Annotated in this window: 19 protein-coding genes; 12 read left to right on the top strand and 7 right to left on the bottom strand. The window is 67.5% G+C overall.

The genetic code is table 11. The annotated features are described in order from the left end of the window. Window positions 1–204 precede the first annotated feature (204 nt). Both FG99_RS25115 and FG99_RS25110 read right to left on the bottom strand, forming a co-directional pair. A complete protein-coding gene (locus FG99_RS25115; protein ID WP_024128906.1) occupies window positions 205–1,392 on the bottom strand; it encodes an alkane 1-monooxygenase in 1,188 nt (395 codons plus the stop codon). 27 nt (window positions 1,393–1,419) lie between these two features. Further along, complete coding sequence (locus FG99_RS25110) at window positions 1,420–2,478, bottom strand: 2Fe-2S iron-sulfur cluster-binding protein (protein WP_043272841.1); 1,059 nt, start codon at window positions 2,476–2,478, stop codon at window positions 1,420–1,422. 162 nt (window positions 2,479–2,640) lie between these two features. Here FG99_RS25110 and FG99_RS25105 point away from each other — a divergent pair, with 162 nt between their 5' ends. Next, window positions 2,641–3,645: an AraC family transcriptional regulator gene (locus tag FG99_RS25105; RefSeq protein ID WP_043272840.1), complete on the top strand. Its 1,005-nt coding sequence runs from the start codon at window positions 2,641–2,643 to the stop codon at window positions 3,643–3,645. Here FG99_RS25105 and FG99_RS25100 read toward each other — a convergent pair. Further along, window positions 3,630–4,529 (bottom strand): bestrophin family protein, encoded by a 900-nt coding sequence (locus tag FG99_RS25100; protein WP_043272839.1) that lies wholly within the window; start codon window positions 4,527–4,529, stop codon window positions 3,630–3,632. The two genes, FG99_RS25105 and FG99_RS25100, sit on opposite strands and share 16 nt — an antisense overlap. A gap of 19 nt (window positions 4,530–4,548) precedes the next feature. Then, window positions 4,549–5,553, bottom strand: a complete 1,005-nt coding sequence (gene moaA / locus FG99_RS25095) for a GTP 3',8-cyclase MoaA (protein ID WP_043272837.1) — start codon at window positions 5,551–5,553, stop codon at window positions 4,549–4,551. A gap of 490 nt (window positions 5,554–6,043) precedes the next feature. Here moaA and FG99_RS25090 point away from each other — a divergent pair, with 490 nt between their 5' ends. From FG99_RS25090 to FG99_RS25075, 4 genes are all read left to right on the top strand, one after another. Beyond that, window positions 6,044–8,368, top strand: coding sequence for an FdhF/YdeP family oxidoreductase (locus tag FG99_RS25090; protein ID WP_043272835.1), 2,325 nt, complete (start codon window positions 6,044–6,046; stop codon window positions 8,366–8,368). A gap of 73 nt (window positions 8,369–8,441) precedes the next feature. Beyond that, window positions 8,442–9,836, top strand: coding sequence for a cytochrome ubiquinol oxidase subunit I (locus FG99_RS25085; RefSeq protein WP_043272834.1), 1,395 nt, complete (start codon window positions 8,442–8,444; stop codon window positions 9,834–9,836). 12 nt (window positions 9,837–9,848) lie between these two features. After that, window positions 9,849–10,865, top strand: coding sequence for a cytochrome d ubiquinol oxidase subunit II (cydB, locus tag FG99_RS25080; protein ID WP_043272833.1), 1,017 nt, complete (start codon window positions 9,849–9,851; stop codon window positions 10,863–10,865). Between the two features lie 134 nt (window positions 10,866–10,999). Beyond that, complete coding sequence (locus FG99_RS25075; protein ID WP_043272832.1) at window positions 11,000–11,335, top strand: histone-like nucleoid-structuring protein, MvaT/MvaU family; 336 nt, start codon at window positions 11,000–11,002, stop codon at window positions 11,333–11,335. 217 nt (window positions 11,336–11,552) lie between these two features. Here the strand turns inward: FG99_RS25075 and FG99_RS25070 are convergent, their stop codons facing one another. Together FG99_RS25070 and FG99_RS25065 are read right to left on the bottom strand one after the other, a co-directional pair. Then, window positions 11,553–12,362 (bottom strand): family 1 encapsulin nanocompartment shell protein, encoded by an 810-nt coding sequence (locus FG99_RS25070; RefSeq protein ID WP_043272831.1) that lies wholly within the window; start codon window positions 12,360–12,362, stop codon window positions 11,553–11,555. Continuing rightward, window positions 12,355–13,419 (bottom strand): Dyp-type peroxidase, encoded by a 1,065-nt coding sequence (locus tag FG99_RS25065; RefSeq protein WP_177330921.1) that lies wholly within the window; start codon window positions 13,417–13,419, stop codon window positions 12,355–12,357. The genes FG99_RS25070 and FG99_RS25065 overlap by 8 nt, the downstream gene beginning before the upstream one ends. A gap of 256 nt (window positions 13,420–13,675) precedes the next feature. On the opposite strand from FG99_RS25065, the gene FG99_RS25060 reads away from it, so the two are divergent. Beyond that, on the top strand, window positions 13,676–14,560 hold the full coding sequence (locus FG99_RS25060; RefSeq protein ID WP_043272830.1) for a LysR substrate-binding domain-containing protein: 885 nt from the start codon (window positions 13,676–13,678) through the stop codon (window positions 14,558–14,560). 3 nt (window positions 14,561–14,563) lie between these two features. Here the strand turns inward: FG99_RS25060 and FG99_RS25055 are convergent, their stop codons facing one another. Next, the gene (locus FG99_RS25055; protein ID WP_043272829.1) at window positions 14,564–15,502 is read right to left on the bottom strand and encodes a dihydrodipicolinate synthase family protein; all 939 of its coding nucleotides are present in this window, start codon (window positions 15,500–15,502) and stop codon (window positions 14,564–14,566) included. A gap of 390 nt (window positions 15,503–15,892) precedes the next feature. Between FG99_RS25055 and FG99_RS25050 the strand changes: the two genes are divergently transcribed. The 6 genes from FG99_RS25050 (at window position 15,893) to FG99_RS25025 (ending at window position 24,522) form a co-directional block, all read left to right on the top strand. Beyond that, complete coding sequence (locus FG99_RS25050; RefSeq protein ID WP_009621909.1) at window positions 15,893–16,792, top strand: glycine betaine ABC transporter substrate-binding protein; 900 nt, start codon at window positions 15,893–15,895, stop codon at window positions 16,790–16,792. 77 nt (window positions 16,793–16,869) lie between these two features. Beyond that, a complete protein-coding gene (locus FG99_RS25045) occupies window positions 16,870–17,904 on the top strand; it encodes a quaternary amine ABC transporter ATP-binding protein (protein ID WP_081884733.1) in 1,035 nt (344 codons plus the stop codon). Window positions 17,905–17,915: 11 nt separating this feature from the next. After that, entirely contained in the window at window positions 17,916–19,943 is a 2,028-nt protein-coding gene (locus FG99_RS25040; protein ID WP_051879238.1) for an ABC transporter permease, read from the top strand. Continuing rightward, window positions 19,940–21,571, top strand: coding sequence for a GMC family oxidoreductase (locus FG99_RS25035; protein WP_009621915.1), 1,632 nt, complete (start codon window positions 19,940–19,942; stop codon window positions 21,569–21,571). The genes FG99_RS25040 and FG99_RS25035 overlap by 4 nt, the downstream gene beginning before the upstream one ends. 44 nt (window positions 21,572–21,615) lie before the next feature. Further along, window positions 21,616–23,091 (top strand): aldehyde dehydrogenase family protein, encoded by a 1,476-nt coding sequence (locus FG99_RS25030; protein ID WP_043272827.1) that lies wholly within the window; start codon window positions 21,616–21,618, stop codon window positions 23,089–23,091. A 288-nt stretch (window positions 23,092–23,379) separates the two neighbouring features. After that, complete coding sequence (locus FG99_RS25025) at window positions 23,380–24,522, top strand: M20 family metallopeptidase (protein WP_009621920.1); 1,143 nt, start codon at window positions 23,380–23,382, stop codon at window positions 24,520–24,522. Window positions 24,523–24,532 lie beyond the last annotated feature (10 nt).

Below are 24,532 nucleotides of genomic sequence, written 5' to 3'. Positions count from 1 at the left end.
GACTTTCCTGATTGGGCAAGTACCGGCTTATTGTTTTTCGAAAAGCGCCGCACCCAGTGGAAGTTCCAACTATACACTTCAGCGAATGCCCGGGCGCCGAGGGCTGCGGCGTCAACCGGCCCTCGGCGGAAGTTTCAGGTGAATTTTTCGGGGATGTTCTCTTTCATTCCCGGGCGAAACATTCGAACTTGCAGGTAACGCTCATCAGGAAGGGGACGGATAGTTCGAATATTTCATCAGCGCCGGAATACCACTGCGGGCGTTGGCGGTCGCGGCCAGTTGGCGTTCTTCGGCGCTCGCGTATTCGCGGTCCCAGGCCAGCACCTTGGGCGTCATCAACTTGTGCCAGAGCGGCGGGAGCATGGCGACGATGATGGTGGTCAGGTAGCCGCCAACCATCATCGGCGCATCGGGGAAGGGCTTCAGGTCCTGGTAGGGCACCTCGCCCTGGGCGTGGTGGTGGGAGTGGCGGGTCAGGTTGAACATGGTCCAGGAGCTGATGCGCTTGTTGGTGTTCCAGGAATGCCGCGGCTGCACGGGGGTGGCCGGGTTGCGCACCATGCCGTAGTGCTCCATGTAGTTGACGATCTCCAGCAGGGCCTTGCCCCACAGCGCGCAGGCGATGAAGAACAACGCGGCGGGCCACTGGCCGATGGCGTAGGCCGCGGCCACCAGCAGCAGGCTCATGCCGTGCCCGCGCAGCACCGCGTTACGCCAGCCGAGCAGCCAGTAGCCCTTGCGCGCCAGGCGCTGCTTCTCGATGTGCCAGGCGCTGAGGTTGCCGCGTAGGGTCGAGATCAGCACGTGGGCGTAGACGTTGCGCCCGCGCGGCGCGGTGGCCGGGTCCTCGGTGGTGGAGACGTAGCGGTGGTGGCCGTAGACGTGCTCGATGGAGAAGGTGGTGTCGAAGCTGAACGCCAGCAGCCAGCGGCCGATGAGCATGGAGACCGGGTCCCAGGTGCGGTGCGTCAGCTCATGGGCGGTGATGGTGCCGATGGTGCCGATCATCAGGCCGGTGAGGACCCAGGCGCAGAGGTGCTGGCCAAGGTTGGTGGTGTCCCGGGCGGCGATCAGGTCGTAGCCCGTCGCCTGGCCCAGGGCGGCGCCGAAGCCGAGGAAGTCGCCGTCGCTGACGCCCCAGAGCGCCGCGAAGACGATGAAGCACAGCAGCGGCAGGGCCAGCCACAGCTGGAAGGTGAGGATGCCCGGGTGATGGAACTCGGGCGTGCTGGTGTCGTCGCCGCAGACCAGGTCGCCGACCACGTAGAGCGTCAGCACGGCGGCCAGGCCATAGGCGATCCAGGGACCGCCGGCGAGCAGGGCGGCAGCCGAGCACAGGCCGACGGCGTGGAACAGGAAGTACTTGAGGTAGTGCAGCGCTTTCATGGGCATCTGTCTCTCTTGTTATTGGGTTTCGGGTTACAGGCTTGCGGGTTGCGTGGCTGCGCTTTCCGGGGCGGCATGGGGAGCCTGTTGCAGCGTGAAGCGGTCGGCATGGATGTTTTCGCGGGCCACGCCATGCCGTTGCAGCAGGGCGCTGGCGCTGTCGATCATCCCCGGCGGCCCGCACAGGTAGGCGTGGCTGCCGGCCTGCAGCAGCACCGGTATCTGTTCGCTGACCAGGCCCCGCGCGCCCTCCCAGGCGGCGTGGCGGTCCGCTTCGGAAAGCACCGGGACGAAGTGGAAGGGCCCGGGCCACTGCCGGGCGAGCGCCTGGATTTCCTCCAGGGCGTAGAGGTCGTGCTCCTGCCGGGCGCCGAACAGCAGGGTGACCGGGCGCCGCACGTTGCCGGCCAGCGCGTCCTGGAGGATGGCCAGCAGCGGGGCCAGGCCGCTGCCGCCGGCCACCAGCAGCAGCGGGGCGTCGGCCGGGCGCAGGTGGAACTGGCCCAGCGGGCCCTTGAGGCTCGCGCCCTGGCCGACCAGCGAGTGGCTATCGACCAGCGTGGTGAGCCGGCCGCCGGGCACCTTGCGGATGAAGAAGCTGACCTTGGCATCGGCCCGCGGAGGCGAGGCGAAGGAGAAGCTCCGGGCGTGATTGGGCAGGCAGTCGAGGCTGAGCTCGGCGTACTGCCCGGCCTGGTAGGGCAGGCCCGTTTCGAGCTGGAGGGTCAGGCGGGTGATGTCGTGGGTGAGGCGCTCCTGCGCCACTACCTTGCCGCGGACCTGGCGGGCCTCCTGCTGCGCGCTGTCGACCTCGATGCTCACGTCGCCGCGCGGCACGCTCTGGCAGGCCAGGATGTAGCCCTGGTCGAGTTCCTCGGCGCTGAGGATGTAGCCGGTCTCGGTCAGTTCCCTGACCTTGCCCTGCAGCAGCCGGCACTTGCAACTGGCGCAACCGCCGACGCGGCAGCTGTGGGGGAAGTCGATGCCGCTGCGCAAGGCGGCTTGCAGCAGGGTCTCGCCGGGCTCGACACGGATGCTGGCGCCGTTGATCGAGGCGTTTGCCGCACGGTTTCTGTTCAGGAAGGCAAACATGCGTCCTCCGTTCTAATCGTTGTGGGTCGGGACGCTTCAATGCTAGGGACGGCGGCGGGCGGCGGAGAGGTTCCCGATTGACATTCCAGGGGTCATTTGTTGACATCTTCGCGCCCCCCGGAACCCTGTGAGGTCGAGCCCTTGTCGGACTTCGTATTGCCAATGCCCTACCTGCGACAGATCGCCGAGCAGCTGCGGGCCATGCAGAAGGACGCGCAGGCCTGGTTCGCCCGCAGCGGCCTGGACGAGCGCCAGCTCGACGAGCCGGGCTTCCAGCTCGGTTTCCCGCAGTTCCAGCAACTGCTGCGCGACGCCATCGCGCTGACGGCGGAACCGGCGCTGGGGCTGCTGATCGGCGAGCGCCTGGTGGTCAACACCCACGGCATCCTCGGTTATGCGGCGATGCAGAGCGGCACCCTGCGCCAGGCCCTGGAGTTGCTGCAGCGCTACCTGGCGCTGCGCACCACGCTGTTCAGCCTGAGCTACGAATGCGATGAGCGGGCAGGGCAGGTACAGGTGCGCTTCCAGCCCGGCTATGCCCTGGGCGACATCGAGCGCACGGTGCTGGAGGCAGTGATGCTGGCGGTCAGCAACATCTTCGCGGCGATGACCCTCGGCAGTTGCCCGCTGCTCCAGGTTAGGCTGCCGTTCGCGGAGCAGCCCTACGCCGCGCTGGCCGAGGAGCTGTTCCGCTGCCCGGTGGCCTACGGGCAGCCCTGGGCCGGCTTCAGCCTGGACCTGGCGGTGATCGACCAGCCGCTGAAGCTGGCCGACCCCGCGGCCTTCCGCGAGGCCGAAGCCATATGCCGGCGGGAGCTGGAGCGGCTGGGCGAAACCGCCTCCATGGGCGCCCGGGTGCGGCGCGCCATGCTGGAGAAGCACAACGGCTTCCCCAGCCTGAAGGTCACCGCGCGCCTGTTCCACATGACGCCGCGCACCCTGCACCGCCACCTGCTGGCGGAGGGGACGTCATTCAAGCTGATCCTCGAGGACGTGCGCCGCACCCTGGCCATCGAGCACCTGAAGGCCGGCCACCTGAGCATCGAGGAAATCGCCTACACCCTGGGCTACACCGACCTGGCCAACTTCCGCCGCGCCTTCAAGCGCTGGGAGGGCATGCCGCCCTCGGCGTACCGAGCCAGCCTCGGCGCTCAGCTGAGGACGTAGTCCACCGGCTGCAGGGGCGGCGGCAGGTCCTTGCAGCCCAGGGCGCCGAGGATGTCGCGCTCGATGACGCGGACCATGGCGTCGGTGGGCAGGTCGTTCTCTTCGCGGCCGAAGGGGTCTTCCAGCTCGTTGCTGATGGCGTCCAGGCCGAAGAAGGTGTAGCTGACGATGGTGGTGAAGATGGGTGCCATCCAGCCCAGCGGCTCGGCCATGGCGAAGGGCAGCAGGATGCAGAAGATGTAGATGGTGCGGTGCAGCAGCAGGGTGTAGGGGAAGGGGATGGGCGTCGCCTTGATCCGCTCGCACACGCCCTGGGCATCGGTGAAGGCGGCCAGGCGCTGCTCCAGCGTCACGTAGCGCCATTCGCTGATGCGTTTTTCTTCGGCCAGCTGCGAGCAGACGCTGCCGATGTGCTGGAGGATGCCGTCGGTGACGTTGTGCGCGGCGATCGGCGTGTCGCTGGCGAGCCAGGGGCGGGCGGCCTTCAGCTCGTCCTCGTTGCGCAGCCGCGCGTTGAGCGCGTGGGCGTAGCCGCAGAGCGCGCGCAGCAGGCGTTCGCGCAGGGCGGCGTCGCTGATGGCGACGCTCTCGCGGATGAACGAGCGCATGTCGATGATCACCTTGCCCCAGGTCTTGCGGCCTTCCCACCAGCGATCGTAGCAGGCGTTGTTGCGGAAGCTCATGAAGATCGACAGCGACAGCCCCAGCAGGGTGAAGGGCGTGGCGTTGACCCGCGCGAAGAACGCCGGGTGGTGTTCCTCCACCAGCACGATCAGCGCCGCCAGGATGGTGACCATCAGGCTGCGGAAGGCGATGCGCTTGGCGATGGAGCCCTTGAGCGTGAACAGCACGCGCAGCATGTCGGGTTGCGGTTGGACGATCATGGCGATTCCGAAGGGGCGGCTAGCCGCCGGTCATGTTCATGAAGCGCAGGATCTGCACTTCGCCGCCGACCTCGAAGTGGTGGCGCTGGGGCTTGAGCCGCATGGCCTGGCGGATCGCCTTGTCCAGCCGTTCGGCGTCGCCGGGGTGGGCGCGCAGCACCTGCTTGAGGTCGGCCGAATGCTCGTTGCCCAGGCACAGCAGCAGGCGGCCCTCGACGGTCAGGCGCACGCGGTTGCAGCTGCCGCAGAAGTTGTGGCTGTGCGGCGAGATGAAACCGATGCGGATTTCCGGCGCCTCGGCCAGGCGGCAGTAGCGCGACGGGCCCTGGGTGGATTCGGCGGATTCGATGAGGGTGAACCGCTCGCCGATGCGCTGGCGCACCTCGTCGCTGGAGCAGTAGGACTCGTCGCGCTGGTGCTCGTCGATCACGCCCAGGGGCATTTCCTCGATGAAGGAGATGTCCAGCTGGCGGTCGATGGCGAAGCGCACCAGGTCGACCACCTCGTGGTCGTTGCGGCCCTTGAGCACCACGCAGTTGAGCTTGGTGTGGCGGAAGCCGGCGCGGCGCGCGGCGTCGATGCCGGCGATCACCTGCTGCAGGTCGCCGGTGCGGGTGAGCGCCTTGAAGCGCTGCGCATCCAGGCTGTCGAGGCTGATGTTCAGGCGCGCCAGGCCGGCATCGTGCAACGGCTGCGCCAGGCGCTGCAGCTGCGAGCCGTTGCTGGTCATGCACAGCTCGCGCAGGCCGGGCAGGGCGGCGATGCGCGCGCACAGCTCGACGATGCCCTGGCGCACCAGGGGCTCGCCGCCGGTGAGGCGGATCTTGCGCGTGCCCAGGGCGACGAAGCGCTCCGCCACGCGGTACAGCTCGTCGAGGGTGAGGATGCGCTGGCGCGGCAGGAACTGCATGTTCTCGGCCATGCAGTACACGCAGCGGAAGTCGCAGCGGTCGGTCACCGACATGCGCAGGTAATCGATCTTCCGATTGAAACCGTCGATGAGTTCGCCAGTATTGTCATTCAATTCCGAGTTGCCTCTCGAAGTGATCGTTCATTGCTCTTTGCACGCAGGCGTTGGCATCTTTTTATTAATGCTCTGGCGATCTTCGAGGTGAGGCTAGTCAGTTCGCCCAGGGGCGTCAAATTGCTTTTGATTACCGGTTGATAAGAGTGGTCTATCAAGCGCCTTAATTGTCCATTCCACCCTTCTACTGCGGGCATTCCAGGCCTGATAGACGGTTCTGATCAGGGTTTAATTTATTTCGATTGGACGCAATCTCCGCTTCTCAATAGCCTGATGTCACAAGGCGAACCAATGTCTTTCCAGCTTTCAGGCCGATTGTTCGAAAAAAGGCCCTGGAACTTGGACCTGAGCACAACTCACCCGGTGTTGCGAACAGCAAGTTTCGCGCAAGGAAGTTGCTCGCTCAGCGTTCCGATATTGGCGTGCTCTTAGCGTCGCCTTTTTCTGCCTGAGAACTTTCATTCTCTGCGTGTAATCGAGGAATGCCTGAATGAGCCAAGACGAACATATAAGGCGCTACACCGGACCGGCCGCCGGCTGGGGCGCGCTCAAGAGCGTGACCAAGAGCTGGCTGGGCAGCGAGAACGCGGTCAAGAACCTGCGGGCGATGCTCAAGACCAACCAGAACAGCGGCTTCGACTGCCCCGGCTGCGCCTGGGGCGAGTCGCCCGAGAACGGCCTGGTGAAGTTCTGCGAGAACGGCGCCAAGGCGGTCAACTGGGAATCCACCGGGCGCTCCGTCGACCCCGACTTCTTCGCCAAGTACAGCGTCAGCGCGCTGGCCGGGCAGAGCGACTACTGGCTCGAATACCAGGGCCGCCTGACCCATCCCATGCGCTATGACGCGGCGACCGACCACTACGTGGAAACCACCTGGGACGAGGCCTTCGCCCTGATCGCCCGGCACCTGAAGGCGCTGAAGTCGCCGGACGAGGCGGAGTTCTACACCTCCGGCCGGGCCAGCAACGAGGCGGCCTTCCTCTACCAGCTGTTCGTCCGCGCCTTCGGCACCAACAACTTCCCCGACTGCTCGAACATGTGCCACGAGGCCAGCGGCCTGGGCATGGCGGAAACCCTCGGGGTGGGCAAGGGCACCGTGGTCTTCGACGACCTGGAGAAGGCCGACGCCATCTTCGTCATCGGCCAGAACCCCGGCACCAACCACCCGCGCATGCTCGAACCGCTGCGCGAGGCCGTGCACCGCGGCGCCCAGGTGATCTGCATCAACCCGCTGAAGGAACGTGGCCTGGAGCGTTTCCAGCACCCGCAGCACCCCTTCGAGATGCTCAGCAACGGCTCGGAGCCGACCAACACCGCCTACTTCCGCCCGGCCCTGGGCGGCGATATGGCGATGTTCCGCGGCATGGCCAAGTTCCTCCTGCAGTGGGAGCGCGAGGCCCAGGCCAACGGCGAGCCGCCGGTGTTCGACCACGCCTTCATCCGCGAGCACACCAGCGGCCTGGACGACTACCTGGCGGCGGTGGACGCCACCAGCTGGGCGCACATCGTCGGCCAGTCCGGCCTGAGCCTGGCCGAGATCGAGCTGGCGGCGCGCATGTACCGCCGCGCCGAGCGCGTGATCATGTGCTGGGCCATGGGCCTGACGCAGCACCGCCACTCGGTGCCGACCATCCAGGAGGTGGTCAACCTGCAACTGCTGCGCGGCAACGTCGGCAAGCCCGGCGCCGGCCTGTCGCCGGTGCGCGGCCACAGCAACGTGCAGGGCGACCGCACCATGGGCATCGACGAGAAGCCGCCGACCTGGCTGCTGGACGCCCTGGAGAAACGCTTCAGGTTCCAGGCGCCGCGTGGCCACGGCGACAACGCCGTGCTGGCCATCCAGGCCATGGAAGCCAGGCGCGCCAAGGTGTTCCTGGCCCTGGGCGGCAACTTCGCCCAGGCCACCCCGGACACCCCGCGCACCCACGCCGCGCTGCGCAACTGCGAGCTGACCGTGCACATCGCCACCAAGCTCAACCGCTCGCACCTGGTCACCGGCCGCGACGCGCTGATCCTGCCGTGCCTGGGCCGCACCGAGGTCGACATGCAGGCCGAAGGGCCCCAGGGCGTCACCGTGGAAGACACCTTCAGCATGGTGCACATCTCCCACGGCCAGCTGAAGCCGCGCTCGCCGCACCTGCGCTCGGAACCGGCGATCATCGCCGGCATCGCCAAGGCCACCCTGGGCAACCGCCCGATCGACTGGGACTGGGCCATCGCCGACTACGGGCACATCCGCGACCTGATCGCCGACGTCATCCCCGGCTTCGCCGACTTCAACGCGCGGCTGCAGCACCCCGGCGGCTTCCACCTGGGCAACGACGCGGCCGAGCGGGTCTGGAAGACCGCCAGCGGCAAGGCCGGCTTCACCCCCAGCGAACTGCCGCTGGAACTGGTCAACCAGGCGGTGCTGGCCCGCGGCGAGCGGCCCGACCTGATCCTCCAGACGCTGCGTTCCCACGACCAGTACAACACCACCCTGTACGGCCTGGACGACCGCTACCGCGGGGTGTTCGGCCTGCGCGAGGTGGTCTTCGCCAACGAGCGGGACATCCGCCGCCTGGGCTTCGAGCCGGGCGAGAAGGTCGACCTGGTGTCGCTCTGGGAAGACGGCATCGAGCGCCGCGTCCACGGCTTCCAGCTGGTGGCCTACGACCTGCCGGCCGGGCAGGCCGCGGCCTACTACCCGGAGACCAACCCGCTGGTGCCGCTGGAAAGCTATGGCGAGCGCACCTTCACGCCAACTTCCAAGTTCATCGCGATCAGGCTGGAGAAGGCCCGGGAAGACAATCGGATCCATTCGACTGTCGCCTGAGGCGGACTCCCGTGCGGCAGCCGGAGGACGGCTGCCGGCATTTCATGAATGAGCGATCAATAAGGGTTTCGCCATGTTGAACCTACAGGCGTTGGACCTGGCGCGGATTCAATTCGCGTTCACGGTCTCCTTCCACATCATCTTCCCGGCCATCACCATCGGCCTGGCCAGCTTCCTGGCCGTGCTCGAAGGGCTCTGGCTGAAGTCCGGCAACGCGGTCTACAAGGACCTCTACAAGTTCTGGTCGAAGATATTCGCGGTGAACTTCGGCATGGGCGTGGTCTCCGGCCTGGTCATGGCCTACGAGTTCGGCACCAACTGGGCGCGCTTCTCCGACTACGCCGGCAGCATCACCGGGCCGCTGCTGACCTACGAGGTGCTGACGGCGTTCTTCCTGGAGGCCGGCTTCCTCGGCGTGATGCTCTTCGGCTGGGACCGGGTGGGGCGCCGCCTGCACTTCTTCGCCACGGTGATGGTGGCCATCGGCACCATGATCTCGATGTTCTGGATCCTCTCGTCCAACAGCTGGATGCAGACGCCCCAGGGCATCGACATCGTCGATGGGCGCGTGGTGCCGCTGGACTGGCTGAAGATCGTGTTCAACCCGTCCTTCCCCTACCGCCTGGTGCACATGGCGCTGGCCGCCTACCTGTCCACCGCCTTCTTCGTCGGCGCCTCGGCCGCCTGGCACCTGCTGCGCGGGCGCGACAACCCGGCCACGCGGACCATGCTGTCGATGGCCATGTGGATGGTCCTGGGCGTGGCGCCGCTGCAGGTGCTGGTGGGCGACGCCCATGGCCTGAACACCCTGGAGCACCAGCCGGCGAAGATCGCCGCCATCGAGGGGCACTGGGAGAACGTGCCGGGCGAGCCGACGCCGCTGATCCTCTTCGGAATCCCGGACATGCAGGCCGAGCGGACCCGCTACAGCCTGGAAGTGCCGTACCTGGGCAGCCTGATCCTGACCCACAGCCTGGACAAGCAGATCCCGGCGCTGAAGAGCTTCGCCCCGCAGGACCGGCCCAACTCCACCGTGGTGTTCTGGAGCTTCCGCCTGATGGCCGGGCTGGGGATGCTGATGATCCTCTGCGCCCTGGCCGCCCTGGTGCTGCGCCGCGGTGGCGCGCTGTACCGCAACCGCGCCTTCCTGGGCCTGGTGCTGGTGATGGGTCCCTCCGGGCTGATCGCGCTGCTGGCCGGCTGGTTCACCACCGAGATGGGCCGCCAGCCCTGGGTGGTCTACGGGATGCTGCGCACCAGCCAGGCGGTCTCCAACCACAACGTCGCGCAGATGAGCCTGACCCTGGCGCTGTTCGTGGTCATCTACTTCTCGGTGTTCACCGTCGGCCTGGGCTACATGATGCGCCTGGTGCGCAAGGGGCCTGGCCAGCAGCACCTGATCGATCCGCTGGACAGCGAGCCCGCCGGGCCTTCCAGCATCCGCAGACCTATGTCGGTTGCCGGCTGAGGAGGTTGCAACATGGGTATTCAAGGTATCGACCTGTCGGTCATCTGGGGCGTGATCATCGCCTTCGGGCTGATGATGTACGTGATCATGGACGGCTTCGACCTGGGGCTGGGGATTCTCTTCCCGCTGGTGTCCGACTCCAGTGAACGCGACGTGATGATGAACACCGTCGCCCCGGTGTGGGACGGCAACGAAACCTGGGCCGTGCTGGGCGCCGCCGCGCTCTACGGCGCCTTCCCGCTGGCCTATTCGGTGATCCTGGAGGCGCTGTACCTGCCGCTGGTGCTGGTGCTGGCCGGGCTGATCTTCCGTGGCGTGGCCTTCGAGTTCCGCTTCAAGGCCAAGCCGCAGAAGCGCCACATCTGGGACAAGGCGTTCATCGCCGGCTCCTTCCTGGCGACCTTCTTCCAGGGCGTGGCCATCGGCACCTACATCAACGGCATCCCGGTGGTGGACCGGCAGTTCGCCGGCGGCCCGCTGGACTGGCTGTCGCCGTTCCCGCTGTTCTGCGGCCTGGGCCTGGTGGTGGCCTACGCGCTGCTGGGCAGCACCTGGCTGCTGGTGAAGACCGAGGGCATGCTGGAGTCGCGCATGCGCCACTACAGCCGGCCGCTGACCTACCTGCTGGCGGCGGTGATCGTGGTGATCTGCGCCTGGACCGCCTGGCTGCACCCGAACATCGCCCAGCTGTGGTTCTCCGGGCGCCACTGGGTGCTCTTCGCGGTGATCGCCGTGCTGGCGGTGGCGTCGATGTGCCTGGTCCAGTCGAACCTGCGCAAGCGCCATTCGCACCTGCCGTTCATCAGCGTGCTGGCCCTGATGTTCCTCGGCTACCTCGCCCTGGCGGTGAGCATCTGGCCGAAGATCATCCCGCCGGCCATCGACCTCTGGCAGGCCGCCTCGCCGCCGTCCAGCCAGCTGTTCGCCCTGATCGGCGCGCTGTTCATCATCCCGATCATCCTCATGTACACCTTCTGGAGCTACCACGTGTTCCGCGGCAAGGTCACCGCCGCAGACGCCTACCACTAACTCCCCACGAGCCACACGACAGCTGGCGGTGGCCGCGCCCGAGCGCGGCCGCCCCCGGCGCGGGGACGCTTTTTTCCGAATTCCAGCGGGCCGCCCGTGCCGGCCCGTACAGATACCGATAACGGAGCCTTGCGATGAAAGACGATAAAGATTCAGTCCGTGACGACGCCGCCCAGGAAAACGACGCCGAACTCGACAACCAGGCATTCGTGGAATCGCTCCGCGAGCTGATGGGCGAGTACGACAAGACCCTGGAGGACGTCATCGAAATCCTCGAGACCGATGCCGACTGGATCGCCAACGGCGACCAGGCCAAGGGCGCGAAATACCAGAAGATCCGCGCCCGCAAGGTCTACCGCAACCCGCACACCGGCGAGACGGTGCGGACCAACAACCGCGACCACAAGACGCTGCTGGGCTGGAAGGACGCCTATGGCGAGGAGGTCGTGGAGTCCTGGATTCTCAGCTAGCTCGCATTGATGGGTATCGCTTCGCTCAACCCATCCTACGAAGAGCGGGCCACGCAGCCCCATACCTACGCTACTCCATGCAGGGGCGCGCCCTGCGCGCGAAATCGCGGGCAGGGCCCGCTCCTACAGGTGGGTTCGGTGGGAACATGTGTAGGGCGCATAACCGTTCGCGGTTATGCGCCGCCGTCCGTGCCACCGAGGTGTCCGGCGTGGGCGATTATCCTTTTTTCCCCGGCGTCAACACCACGCTGGCCTCGCTGGTGAGCACCCGGAAGGTGAAGGTCTCCAGGAAGTACAGCTCCACGCTCGTCGCGCTGTGGCTGGCATAGCCGATGGAAATGTCCTGGCCGATGTCCAGCTCGAAATCACCGCCGCGCGTGCTGAGCACGAAGCCGCCTTCCAGGGCGGGGGCCCAGATGATGCCGCCGTCCACCTGCTGCTCCATGTGGTGGAAGACCGGGTAGCCCTCGTCGCTGCCGCCGCTGGCCGCGGTGTAGGCGTCCGCCCCCAACACCAGGGCATAGGGGCCGTTGACGCCGGCCAGGCGCAGCTGGCTCAGCGCCTGCGCCACGGCGCCGGAGTAGCCGCGCACGTTGGTCGGCAGCACCACGCCGGCGTTGCTGCTGGCCTGGCGGATGCCCTGGATGCCGGCCGCGGCGTAGCCATCGAACACCGCGCGGTCCTCGGCGAAGGCCAGCTTGCGGGCGGCATCCTTCAGCGGGTCCCAGTCCGAATCGTCCGAACCGCGCTCCACGTCGTCGATGGCCTGGCGGCTCAGCTCGAAGGGCACGCGCAACTCGACGATCGCCCGGGCATCGCGCTGGGCGGCCTGGATGCCCTCCGCGGGGGCCTGCAGCGCATGCAGGTGGCCGGTGCCCACCGCAGACAGGCCGAGGCCGCCCGGCGGCGGCACGTCGACCACGCGGCGGGCCGCGAGGTGGCGCTTGAGGGTGCGCGTGGCCTCTTCGTCGATCTGGGCCCAGGCCTTGTCGGAGATGGGGGCGAGTTCACGGTGCAGGTTATTCATTGCCTGATTCCTTTAGTGAGCCAATGCCGAGGGAGCCGTCGCGGGGCGCCAGCGGAGGCACGCCGTCCTGCGCGGGGAGGGCAGGGGCGGCAGCTACGCTGGCGTCCGGGGTTACCTGTTCGAGAAAACTGGCCGAAGGCACGAAGAACAGGCTGCCGGTCACCGCGCGGCTGAAGTCCAGCAGGCGGTCGTAGTTGCCCGGGGGCAGGCCGATGAACATGTTCTCGAGCATCCGTTCGATGCGCCGCGGCGAACGGGCGTAGCCGATGAAATAGGTGCCGAACTCGCCCTTGGCGATATCGCCGAAGGGCATGTTGTCGCGCAGGATTTCCAGTTGTTCGCCGTCTTCGACGATCGTGGTCAGGGCGTTGTGCGCGTTGCTCGGCTTGACGGCGTCGTCCAGCTCTATGTCGGAGAGCTTGTGCCGGCCGATGATCCGTTCCTGCTCGGCCACCGGCAGCGCGTTCCACCGGGCCAGGTCGTGCAGGTACTTCTGCACGATGACGTAGCTGCCGGCGACGAAGTTCTCGTCCTCGCCGGCGATCAGGGTGGCGTCCAGCGCGGCCTGGCCCGCCGGGTTCTCCGTGCCGTCGACGAAGCCCAGCAGGTCGCGGGCATCGAAGTAGCTGAAGCCCTGCACCTCGTCGGCGGTGGCCACGGCGTCGCCGAGGCGGGCCATGATCTGCGTTTCCAGTTCGAAGCACAGGTCCATGCGCTCGGCGCGGATGTGGAACAGCAGGTCGCCCGGGGTGGACACGGCGTGGTGCGCGCCCTGGATTTCGCGGAAGGGGTGCAGCTCCCGCGGCCTGGGCTGGCCGAAGAGGCGGGCCCAGGCCGCCGAGCCGAAGCCCATGACGCAGGACAGCAGTCCCTGCGGGGCGCGGAACCCGATGGCCCGCAACAGGCCCGGCAGGTCGGCGCACAACGCGCGCACGGCGGTTTCGCCGGCCTGGCCGGGGTTGATCGTCAGCACCAGGAAGATGGCGGCCCGGCTCAGCGGGGCGGTGACCGACTGGGGAACGGCTGTGGACACGCGGTGCTCCTCTTGCAGGCTCATTTCAACGGGTAGGACCGGGCGCCGGGCGTGAAGCCGGTCGACGACTATCGGCTTGCGACACCGAGGAAGATGCTTCAGTAAAGTTCATGTTGCTTTTGCAGGCCAATGCAGCATCTCCGGCAGACTCCGAGCACATTGGCCAGCCTCGGCCGTTCGCCAGTTGTAAATCAGCCTGACGAAACGTCCATAAAGCTCACTTGTTCCCTTCCCGGAAGCCCCTCAACCTGTCGACCCGTTTCCCAGGGGAGCCAACCCGATGAACCCTCGTGTGCTCTGTCCGTCCATGTCGTCGCTGCTGGCGTTCGAGGCTTCCGCCAGGAACCGCAGTTTCACGCGTTCTGCAAAAGAGTTGTGCCTGAGCCAAAGCGCGGTGAGCCGGCAGATACAGGTGTTGGAAGAGTCGCTCGGGGTGACGCTGTTCGAGCGGACGGGGAGGCATATCCTGCTGACCGAGGCCGGCAAGCGCTATGCCGAGGATGTCGCCGCCGCGCTGGCTGCCATACGCCAGGCGACGGAGCGGGTGATCCGCCTGGGGCGCCACGCGGCGACGCTGAACCTGGCGGTGCTGCCGGCGTTCGGCTCCAAGTGGCTGCTGCCGCGGCTGCCGCGCTTCTATTCGGCAAATCCCGGCATCCAGGTGCATATCCACTCGCGGGTCGGCCCCGTCGATTTCGACGGCGAGCTGGATGCGGCGATAGTGGTGGGCGAGGGGCGCTGGCAGGGCCTCGCCGCCTACCCACTGTTCGAGGAGGAACTGGTGCCGGTGGTCAGCGGGCGGGCCCGCCTGCCGGAACCCCTCCGGCAGCCCGCCGACCTCGCCGCGCTGCAGCTCTTGCGGGTGGTGGCCAGGCCCGACCTGTGGCGCGACTGGTTCCGGGCACAGGGCCTGGGCGGTGAAGCGCTGAGGCTCGGGCCGCAGTTCGAACTCACCGCCCACCTGCTCCAGGCGGTCTGCGCCGGCCTCGGCGCCGGGCTGGTGCCGCGCTTCCTGGTGGAGGACGAACTGGCCAGCGGAGCGCTGAGGATTCCGCTCGACTCGGCGCGGCTGCGCGGCACCGGCTATTACCTCGTCGCACCGGGCCACAGGGTCCACGACGAGGCTTTCCTGGCATTCAGGGACTGGCTGCTCGGCGAGCTGTAGCCCTCAGCGCGGTTCCAGGGCGGCGCGGGAGTCGCGCCGGGCCAGCCGGGCTAGCAGCGTCTCGACTTCCTCTGTCGCCTGCTCCGACAGCGGTGTGAACGGGCGCCGCTGGCGATCGCTGCGCAGCAGGCCACGGCGCATCAGCACGTACTTGCGCACGGCGAGCCCTACGCCGGGCTGCTGTTCGTAGCGCAGCAGCGGCAGATGCGCATCGAAAAGGTCCAGGCCCTGCTCGATGTTGCCGGCGCGGATCGTGGCGAGCATCTCGCAGAGCATGTCCGGGAAGCAGTAACCGGTGTTGGCCCCGTCCGCCCCGCGTCGAAGCTCCTGGTCCAGGAACAGGGCATTGTTGCCGCAGAGGATGGAGATGCGCCGCATGCTGCCTTCGGCTTCGAAGCGGCGCAGCGCGCTGATCTTCTCCAGGCCCGGCCAGTCCTCGTGCTTGAGCATCACGCAAGTGTCGAGTTCGTTGACGATGCGCCGGATGACGCCCGGCGACATCTGCACCGAGAAGGTCAGCGGGTAGTCCTGCAGCACGAACGGGACGTCGCTGCCGATGGCCTCCACGGCCTGGTGGTAGTAGCCGACGATCTGGTCGTCGGTCCGCAGCGTATTGGGCGGGGCGATCATCACCCCGGCGGCGCCGCGCTCCATGACTTCCCGGGTGAGCGCGCGCATCGCCGCGAAGCCCGGCGCCGTCACGCCCACCACTACCGGCAGGTCGCCGGCGCGGCGGATCATCCGCGTGGCCACCTCCAGCGATTCGCCGTGTTCCAGCTTCGCCGCTTCCCCCAGTTGCCCGAGCACGGTGATGCCGCTGGCGCCGGAGGACAGGTAGAAGTCGATCAGTCGGTCGATGGAGGCGTGGTCGACGCTGCCATTCTCGAGAAACGGCGTCGGGGCTATCGGATAAACGCCTTGGGCATGGGCGGTCAGTCGCATCGGGTGCTCCTTGGAGGCTTGGGTTGCAGGGCGAACCCAGACTAGGCCGCGCCCGGGGTTTTTCCAAAACGGGCAAAACTCATGGAACCCATGCGTTTCGCGAAGGCGGGCGAGGGCGCGAACGGCCTCTTCGGAACAGCCCAGAAGCCGCACGGCCATGGGCCTGCGCGGGCTTTGCCGGAACCGTTCATGGCGTTTACAGGTGGCCAAAAAAAGTGACTTGTTGGGCCCCGTCCTCGGGGGCATTGTGAGTCCACGGCGGTCGCTCCTGTAATCCGTTTTTACCGGAGCGGCCATTGCTGAACCGAAGTGAAGAACAAGAACGAATTCCTGCCGTACCCATGACCACTGCCCAATCCTCCAAGAACAATTCATCGAGGGCGTTCGAGTATGAAGAATCGTAAGTCAGGCCAGTTGATCATCAGCATGCTGGCGTTGCTGGGAGCCTCCATCGCCACGGTCCAGGCGGCCGTTCCCGAGGTGGCCGAACCGGTGAAGATCTCGTTCATCAACTCATCGGATTCGGACTTCATCGCCGCCGTGTACGGCCAGGCGCTCAAGCAGGCGGGCTACGAGGTCAAATACGTCACCGTGGACTCCGCCGCGCAGTACACCGCGGTGCAGACGGGCGATATCGACGTGACCCTGGGCGCATGGCAGACCACGGGTGTGGAGATGACCAAGGCCGCCCTGGCCTCCGGCAAGGTCAACAACTACGGGCCTACCGGCGTGAAGGTCACCGAGGGCTGGTGGTATCCGCAGTACCTGGTGGAGGTCTGCCCGGGCTTGCCCTCGTGGGAAGCGCTCAAGCAGCCGAAGTGCGCGGCGGCCCTCGCCACCGCCGGTACCGCGCCCAAGGGGCGCTTCGTCGATGCGCCGGCGGACTGGGGTTCGCGCTCGGATGAGCGCATCAGCCACTTCGAACTGCCCTTCGCCCTGGTGAACTCGGGTTCCCCGGCCGCGCTGCTGGCGACCTTCCAGGGCGCGATCGATCGCAAGCAACCCATCCTGGGCTGGATGTACACGCCCAACTGGTTCACCGAGAAGAACCCCGGCGCCTTCGTGCAATTCCCCGACTCGCGCCCGGAGGTGGACGTCCTGAAGCTGGGCAACAAGGCCGCGTTCGCGCGAATACCGGTGGCGGAGAAGATCCTGCAGAAGTTCACCCTGGACAAGGGCGCCGTCGCCAAGGCGATGGACCAGATCGACAACGAAGGAAGTTCCCCCGAGGAGGAGGCCGACACCTGGATATCCGCGCACGCGGACCTGGTGCAAGGCTGGGCGAAATAGCGGTCGGCCGTTCAACGGGCATTGCCCTGGGGCAATCGTCGAACAGCCGAACATCGGGTTTCGTGGGAGTAATGATTGTGTCGACTTCTGTACAGAACAACGAGTCTCTTGCCCTCAAGGCCGTCGACGTCTGGAAGGTATTCGGGACCGACTGCGAGCGCTATCTCAGCAATGCAAGCCAGCCGCGCGACGCGCAAACACTCGGCAGGCTCGGCTACATCACCGGCGTGCGCGAAGCCAGCTTCGAAGTGCGCGAGGGTGAGATCTTCATCCTCATGGGGCTCTCCGGCTCGGGCAAGTCCACGCTGCTGCGCTGCCTGACCGGGCTCTACCCGCTCAGCTGTGGCGAGGTGATGATCGCCAATCAGTCGCTGGCCAGCGCCACCAGCCAGCAGCTCAGGGACATCCGCCGGCGCAAGATCAGCATGGTCTTCCAGAACTTCGGCCTGCTGCCGCACCTCACGGTGCTGGAGAACATCGCCTTCCCGCTGCGCATGAACGGAATGCCGCGCGAACAGCGCCTGCAGGAGGCCCGGCGGGTTCTCGAGCTCGTCGGCCTGGCCGGCCGCGAATCCTTCTACCCTCACGAGCTGTCCGGCGGCCAGCAGCAGCGCGTGGGCATCGCCCGGAGCCTGGTCACCGACCCGGCGATCTGGTTCCTCGACGAACCGTTCTCCGCGCTCGACCCGCTGATCCGCAAGGAGATGCAGAACGAGTTCATCCGCCTGCAGTCGAGCCTGCGCAAGACCATCGTCTTCGTCACCCACGACTTCGACGAGGCCGTGCGCCTGGGCGACCGGATCGCGATCATGCAGCACGGCGAGATCCTCCAGATCGGCACCGCGGAGGACCTGGTGCTGCGGCCGGCCAACGACTACGTGAAGGCGTTCGTGCAGGACATCCCGCGGGAGAAGGTGGTTTCGCTGCGGGCGCTGCTGGAACCCGCCAGCGCCGACATGGACGGCGAAGCGCCGTTCAGCCTGGAGATGAAGGTCGGCCAGGCGGCCCAGCGCCTGATCGAAGCGGACCGCCCCATCGCCGTGGTGGACGCCGACGGCGCCGTCGTCGGCCAGGTTTCCCGGGTCTCCTACTCGAAGTGGTTGAAGAAATGACGAGTCCTGCCATGACGAACCTGCTCGCAGAGCCGGCCACCCCGGACAACAACGCTTCCGCCGGCAAGCCGCGCACGGGCAAGGCCCTGCGCCCGCTGCTGAGTGTCGCCCTGACGGCGCTTGCCCTCGGCCTGCTGGCCTTGCTCAACCAACTGGAGTGGGCGCGCACTTTCCCGCAGGCCTGGGCGGTCGATGCCGGCAGCTACGTCACCCGCTTTCTCGGCGCGGTCACCGCGCTCAGCGTCGGGCCCTGGACCCTCGTCGATCTCACCCGGGCAATAGCGTCGCTGCTATCGTGGCCGGAGCGCCTACTCACCGGCGTGCTGACCCAAGGCTTCAGGTTCAGCCTGTTCGGCGGCGGCCCGCTGTGGATTCCCGCCATCCCGTGGTTCTCCGTGGCCCTGGTGTGCCTGCTGACCAGCCTGCGTTTCGGTGGCAAGCGCCTGGCCCTGCTGGTGGGCGCGTGCCTGGCGTACTTCCTGTTCACCGGCCTGTGGGACTCCGCGCTGCAGACACTGGTGACGGTGATGGTCGCCATTCCCATCGGCTGCGGGCTGGGGCTGCTGCTGGGCATCCTGGCGTACCGGCACCCGCTGGCCGAGGCGATCCTGGAGCCGTTCTACGACACCATGCAGACGCTGCCGATCTTCTCCTACCTGGTGCTGATCGTGGTGTTCTTCGGCTTCGGTCCGGTCGCCGGCCTGGTGGCGCTGGTGGTGTACGCGATGCCGCCGATGGCGCGCATCACCACCTTCGCCCTGCGTCGCACCCCGCGCTCGATCATCGAGTTGGCCGAGATCACCGGCTGCACCCCGCGCCAGCGCTGCTGGAGCGTGCAGGTCCCGGCGGCCAGGGCGACGCTGCTCACGGGCCTGAACCAGGTCATCATGCTGACGTTCTCCACCGTAATCATCTGCGCGATCATCGGCGGTGAAGGCCTGGGCGCCGAGGTACTCAAGGGCCTGAAGTCCATGCGCCTGGGTGGCGCCCTGGTGGCTGGCGTGGCGATCACCCTGATGGCCATCATGCTCGATCGCGCCTGCCGTACCTGGGTCATGCGCCGCCCCGAGCAGGGTCAGGCGCGCAGCAGGCTGCCGCTGCTGCCGCTGTGTCTGGCCATCGTGCTGCTGGGCGTGGTTGCCGTGTGGTTCTTCCCGGCGGCCGCGCACTTCCCCAGCGCGCTGGAGTTCCAGCCGGGCAAGTTCCTCAACCAGCAGTTGCGGGTGTTCAACCTCGCCTACCAGGCCGAGCTGTCGGCCTTGCGTGACGGCATGATTTCCTGGCTGCTGCGCCCGGCCCGCGAGCTGTTCGGCGCCTTCGGCTGGCTCACCACCCTGCTGGGCATGGGCGCCCTGGCGCTGGCGGTCGGCGGGCGCAGGCTGGCGGCGATGGTGGTGCTGCTGCTCGGCGCCGTGGCGCTGTTCGGCCTGTGGCCCAAGGCGATGCTGTCGCTGTACCTGGTGATGGTCTCGACCCTCACCGCCATCGCCCTGGGCCTGCCGCTGGGCATCCTGGCCGGCCTCAACCGCCGGGCCTACGCGGTGCTGGAGGTATTCGCCGACACCCTGCAGACCTTGCCGGCCTTCGTCTACCTGATTCCGGTGGTGGTGCTCTTCGAGGTGGGCGACTTCGCCGCCTTCGTCGCCATCGTCCTGTTCGGCCTCGCGCCGGTAAGCCGCTACGTCGCCGCGAGCCTCCAGCAGGTGGGCGGCGAGTACAAGGAAGTCGCCCGCATGAACGGCTGCACGCCGCTGCAGGAGTTCTTCCACGTGCAACTGCCGCTGGCGTTCCCGCAGATGCTGCTGGGGGTCAACCAGACCATCATGCTGTCCTTCGGCATGCTGATCGTGGTCGCCCTGGTGGGCGCGCAGGGGCTGGAGGCGGAAACACTCTCGGCCATCGGCCGCGTGCAGCCGGGCCAGGGCCTGATCGCGGGCCTGGGCATCGCGGCGCTGGCAATCTCGGTCGACCGCATCGTGCGGGCGGCCGTCAACAAGCTAACACCCGGCGAGAAGCGGGTTTCGGGGAAGAAAGCATGAGTGGCTCCAAGCAATACGACTACATCATCGTCGGCGCCGGATCGGCGGGCTGCGCCCTGGCGGGCCGACTTTCGGAGGACCCGGCGGTCTCGGTGCTGCTGCTGGAGGCCGGGCCGAAGGACTGGGACCCACGCTTCTCCTTCCCCCTGGGGGAGGCCGTCACCGTGGGCACCCGCTACGACTGGTCGTTCAAGTCCGAGCCGGAGCCCGAGCTGCAGGGCCAGCGCTTCGACCTGCCGCGCGGGCGGGTGCTGGGCGGCAGTTCGTCGATCAACGGCAAGCTCTACGTGCGCGGCAACGCCCTGGACTACGACGAGTGGGAAGCGCTGGGCAACCCGGGCTGGGGCTTCGACTCGGTCCTGCCGTGCTTCATGCGCTCCGAGCGCTGGGAGGCGGGGCCGAGCCCGCTGCGCGGCGACAGCGGGCCGCTGGAAACCTCGTTCGGGCATTACCAGCACAGCGTCTACCAGGCCTTCATCGACGCCGGCACGCGCATGGGCTTCGCCGCCAACCCGGACTACAACGGCCCCAGCCAGGAAGGCTTCGCCTGGTCGCAGTACACACACACCCATGAATCGGTGGCCCGCTGCTCGTCGGCGCGCGCCTACCTGCGGCCGGCGAAGGACCGCGGCAACCTCACCATCCTGACCGGCGCCGTCGCCTGTCGCCTGCTGCTCGACGGCGACGTCTGCGAGGGCGTGGTGGTGCGCCACAAGGGCAGGGAGGCGACCTTCCGCGCGCGAATGGACACGGTGCTGTCCGCCGGCGCCTACCAGTCCCCGCAACTGCTGATGCTTTCCGGCGTCGGCGATCCCGAGCTGCTCGCCGAGCACGGCATCGCCACCCGCCACGTGCTGCCCGGCGTGGGGCGGAACCTGCAGGACCACTTCGGTTCCACCATCCAGTACGAAAGCCGCACCTCGGACACCTACTACCGCCTGATGAACCCGGTGAACGCCGTGTCCGCGCTGCTGCAGTACGTGGTGCGCCGCGAGGGGCCGTTCTCGGTATTCCCGATGAACGCCCTGGCCTTCGTCAAGACGCTGCCGGAGCTTGCCCGGCCCGACGTGCAGTTCCTGATGTTCCCCAGCGCGGTCAACCCCAACAGCGCCAACGACCCCTGGCCGCGCCGCCATGCCCTGGCGATCCAGTGGGCGGTCTGCCGCCCCCGGAGCCGCGGCGAGGTCACGCTCAATTCCGCCGATCCGCTGGACCCGCCGCGGATCAGCCACCGCTTCCTCAGCGACGAGGCCGACAAGGCCACCAACCGCCGCGCGTTCCGCCTGGCTCGCGAACTGTTCCGCCAGGAGCCGCTGCGGGCCCTGGTGGGCGAAGAGTTCGCGCAAAGCCGGAACTGCACCACCGACGCCCAGATCGACCAGTACATGAGCTACCTCTCCGGCAGCCATTACCACCCGGTGGGGACCTGCAAGATGGGTAGCGACGATATGGCCGTGGTCGATGCCCGGTTGCGCGTCCATGGCATCCGCGGGCTACGGGTGGTGGATGCGTCGATCATGCCGACCATCGTCGGCGGCAATACCAACGCGCCCTCGATCATGATCGGCGAGCGCGCTGCGGAACTCATCGTCGAAGAGCGTCGCAACGGCCTGAAGATCCCGGCCTGAGGCTCGACGACAGCTGTCCAGCAACAACACCGAAGAAGGCAACGATGCAGAATCTCAACTTTATCAATGGGCGCTGGTGCCAGAGCCTGTCCGGCGAAACGCTGCCGGTGACCGACCCGGCCAGCGAAGAAAACTTCGCGGAAATCCCGCGCAGCGGCGCGGCGGAGGTCGACGCCGCGGTGCAGGCCGCCGAAGCCGCCCTGGCCGCCGGCTGGCGCCGCACCACCGGCGCGCAGCGGGCCCGTCTGCTGCGGGCGATCGCCGCCGGCATCCAGCAACAGGCCGGCGCCCTGGCCGAGCTGGAAGTGCGCGACTGCGGCAAGCCCATCACCGAGGCGCGCTACGACATGAGCGACGCCGTGGCCTGCTTCGAATACTACGCGGGACTTGCCGAAGCGCTGGACGGCCAGCAGGGCACGCCGGTAGAAGTGTCCGACCCGCGTTTCGAAGTGAAGCTGCGCCATGAGCCGGCGGGCGTCGTCGGGCTGATCGTGCCGTGGAACTTCCCCCTGGTGAACGCCGCCTGGAAGGTGGCGCCGGCTCTGGCAGCGGGCTGTACGGTGGTGCTCAAGCCCTCCGAGCTAGCCTCCCTGACCACCCTGCGCCTGGCGCGCATCGCCGAAGAAGCGGGGCTGCCGGCCGGCGTGCTGAACGTGGTGTGCGGGCTGGGCAGCGAATGCGGTGCCGCCGTGGCCGCGCACCCGGGCATTGCCAAGGTGTCCTTCACCGGCGGCACGGAGTCGGGCCGCAAGGTCATGCAGGCGCGCGCCAATCTGATCGGCGACCTGGCGCTGGAGCTGGGCGGCAAGTCGGCGATGATTGTCTTCGACGACGTCGACCTGGACCATGCGGTCGAGTGGATTCTGATGGGCTCGATGTACAACCAGGGGCAGGTCTGCGCCGCCACCAGCCGCGTGCTGGTGCAGGACTCGATCTTCGACGCGCTGCTGGAGAAGCTGCGGCACGCGGTGCAGGGCCTGCGCGTCGGAGCGGGGCTGGACGACTCGACCCAGGTCGGCCCGCTAATCAGCGCGGCCCAGCGCGAGCGCGTCGCCGCCCTGGTCCGCCAGGGCGTGGAGCAGGGCGCCCGGCTGCTGTGCGGCGGCGAGGCTCCCGGGCAACTGGACAAGGGCTATTTCTACCTACCGACGGTGGCGCTGGATGTCTCCCGCGACAACGTGCTGTGGCGCGAGGAAGTCTTCGGCCCGGTGCTCTGCGTCGCCCGCTTCGGCAACGAGGCGCAGGCCATTGAACTGGCCAACGACAGCCGCTACGGCCTGGCTGCGGCGGTGCTCTCCGACGACGGCGAACGCCGCGAGCGGGTCGCCGCGCAACTGGTCGCCGGCATCGTCTGGGCCAACTGCTCGGGGCCGGCCTTCATCCAGGCGCCCTGGGGCGGGGTGAAGCAGAGCGGGTTCCGTCGCGGGCTGGGCGAGTGGGGCATGCACGAGTTCCTCGAACTCAAGCAGGTCACCACCTACACCAGCGCGGATGCCTGGGGCCATTTCAACGCCCGCTGAGGCGCCTCGAAACACCCGTTTGCCACGCTTTCTGCCGCCGCGCCCACCCGGTGCGGCGGCAGTTTTTTATGCCCGACCGCCGGCCGGCGAGGCGCGTCCTTGCAGGGCCCGGGCTCGTGTAAGCCCAGCTTACAGGTACGCAAATTTAATCAATTGAGCCCCCGTGCGGGAGACCGTTAACTGGCTCCAGCGGCCGGGACGAGCCCCCGTGGATGCTCCCGCCGTACCGATCATGCTCGCCGCCCGCGCCGACGCGGGAGCGACACTCACTGCCCTGGAGAAGGTTTCATGAGCGACATCGACAACACCCTGCTTCTCGATCTGTCCCGCCGGCTGATCCAACTGGTCACCTTCGATCCGCCGGGCAACGAGCTGCCGGCCGCCCAGTTGGTCGCCTCGGTACTCGCCGACTTCGGCATCGAAAGCGAACTGCAATCCATCGGCGAGAACCGCGCCAACGTGGTCGCCCGGATCAAGGGCAAGGGCCAGCGCCCGGCACTGATCTTCTCCGCCCACCTGGACACCATCAGTGTCAACGAGGCCGAGTGGAGCGTGCCGCCTTTCGGCGCGCTGGTGAAGGATGGCCGCCTCTACGGCCGCGGCGCCACCGACATGAAGGCCGCGCTGGCCGCCATGGTGGTGGCCGGCATCGCCATGCAGCAGCGCAAGGACGAACTCCAGGGCGACCTGATCCTCGCCTTCAGCGCGGCGGAGAACTCCAGCTGCCTGGGCGCCAAGCACCTGGTGGAAAGTGGCGCGCTGGCCGGCGCCGGTGCGCTGCTGGTGAGCGAGCCGACTTCCCTCGACGTCTTCACCGCCGAGAAGGGCGCCCTGTGGATTCGCGCCACCGCCAAGGGCGAGTACGGCCACAACGCCTTCTCCGCGGACCGCACTGGCGATCGCGGCAGCGCGATCCTGCGCATGGCCGAGTTCCTCTGCCGGGTGCGCGACCTGAAGCTGCAGGCCCCGGTGCATCCGATGCTGGGCTCGCCGACCGTCAATGTCGGCATGATCGAGGGCGGCATTTCCTGGCCGCTGATCGCCCCCGAGTGCCACGCCTGCATCGACATCCGCACCGTGCCGGGCCTCACCGCGGACGACGTGGTCCAGCAGTTCCAGGCCATCGCCGGCCCCCACGTCAGCCTGGAAGTCGTCGACGAGAAGCCGCCGATCGACACTCCGCTGGAGCACCCCTTCGTCTCGCTGTGCGTTTCCTCGGTGACCGCCGAGCGCGGCGCCGAGCCGGTGGTGACCGGGGTTTCCTACTACTCCGACGCCGCGGTGATAGCGCCCGCGCTCAACGTCCCCATGGTCATCATCGGCCCCGGCGAAGTGGGCAAAAGCGGCTCGGTGGACGAGTACGTCGAGCTCGACAAGCTCGAAGCCTCCGCGCGCATCTTCGCCGACATCGCCCTGCGCTACCTGGCATGACGGGCCGCGC

The organism is Pseudomonas sp. AAC (assembly GCF_000725445.1).
GTDB classification, from domain to species: domain Bacteria; phylum Pseudomonadota; class Gammaproteobacteria; order Pseudomonadales; family Pseudomonadaceae; genus Pseudomonas; species Pseudomonas citronellolis.
This window is presented reverse-complemented; position numbering and strand designations above follow the sequence as displayed.

Bases quoted from the DNA above. Each gene is read 5' to 3' on its own strand.
- FG99_RS25115 (WP_024128906.1), bottom strand. From the start codon at position 1,392: ATGCCCATGAAAGCGCTGCACTACCTCAAGTACTTCCTGTTCCACGCC.
- FG99_RS25110 (WP_043272841.1), bottom strand. From the start codon at position 2,478: ATGTTTGCCTTCCTGAACAGAAACCGTGCGGCAAACGCCTCGATCAAC.
- FG99_RS25105 (WP_043272840.1), top strand. From the start codon at position 2,641: ATGCCCTACCTGCGACAGATCGCCGAGCAGCTGCGGGCCATGCAGAAG.
- FG99_RS25100 (WP_043272839.1), bottom strand. From the start codon at position 4,529: ATGATCGTCCAACCGCAACCCGACATGCTGCGCGTGCTGTTCACGCTC.
- FG99_RS25090 (WP_043272835.1), top strand. From the start codon at position 6,044: ATGAGCCAAGACGAACATATAAGGCGCTACACCGGACCGGCCGCCGGC.
- FG99_RS25085 (WP_043272834.1), top strand. From the start codon at position 8,442: ATGTTGAACCTACAGGCGTTGGACCTGGCGCGGATTCAATTCGCGTTC.
- cydB (WP_043272833.1), top strand. From the start codon at position 9,849: ATGGGTATTCAAGGTATCGACCTGTCGGTCATCTGGGGCGTGATCATC.
- FG99_RS25075 (WP_043272832.1), top strand. From the start codon at position 11,000: ATGAAAGACGATAAAGATTCAGTCCGTGACGACGCCGCCCAGGAAAAC.
- FG99_RS25070 (WP_043272831.1), bottom strand. From the start codon at position 12,362: ATGAATAACCTGCACCGTGAACTCGCCCCCATCTCCGACAAGGCCTGG.
- FG99_RS25065 (WP_177330921.1), bottom strand. From the start codon at position 13,419: ATGAGCCTGCAAGAGGAGCACCGCGTGTCCACAGCCGTTCCCCAGTCG.
- FG99_RS25060 (WP_043272830.1), top strand. From the start codon at position 13,676: ATGAACCCTCGTGTGCTCTGTCCGTCCATGTCGTCGCTGCTGGCGTTC.
- FG99_RS25055 (WP_043272829.1), bottom strand. From the start codon at position 15,502: ATGCGACTGACCGCCCATGCCCAAGGCGTTTATCCGATAGCCCCGACG.
- FG99_RS25050 (WP_009621909.1), top strand. From the start codon at position 15,893: ATGAAGAATCGTAAGTCAGGCCAGTTGATCATCAGCATGCTGGCGTTG.
- FG99_RS25040 (WP_051879238.1), top strand. From the start codon at position 17,916: ATGACGAACCTGCTCGCAGAGCCGGCCACCCCGGACAACAACGCTTCC.
- FG99_RS25035 (WP_009621915.1), top strand. From the start codon at position 19,940: ATGAGTGGCTCCAAGCAATACGACTACATCATCGTCGGCGCCGGATCG.
- FG99_RS25030 (WP_043272827.1), top strand. From the start codon at position 21,616: ATGCAGAATCTCAACTTTATCAATGGGCGCTGGTGCCAGAGCCTGTCC.
- FG99_RS25025 (WP_009621920.1), top strand. From the start codon at position 23,380: ATGAGCGACATCGACAACACCCTGCTTCTCGATCTGTCCCGCCGGCTG.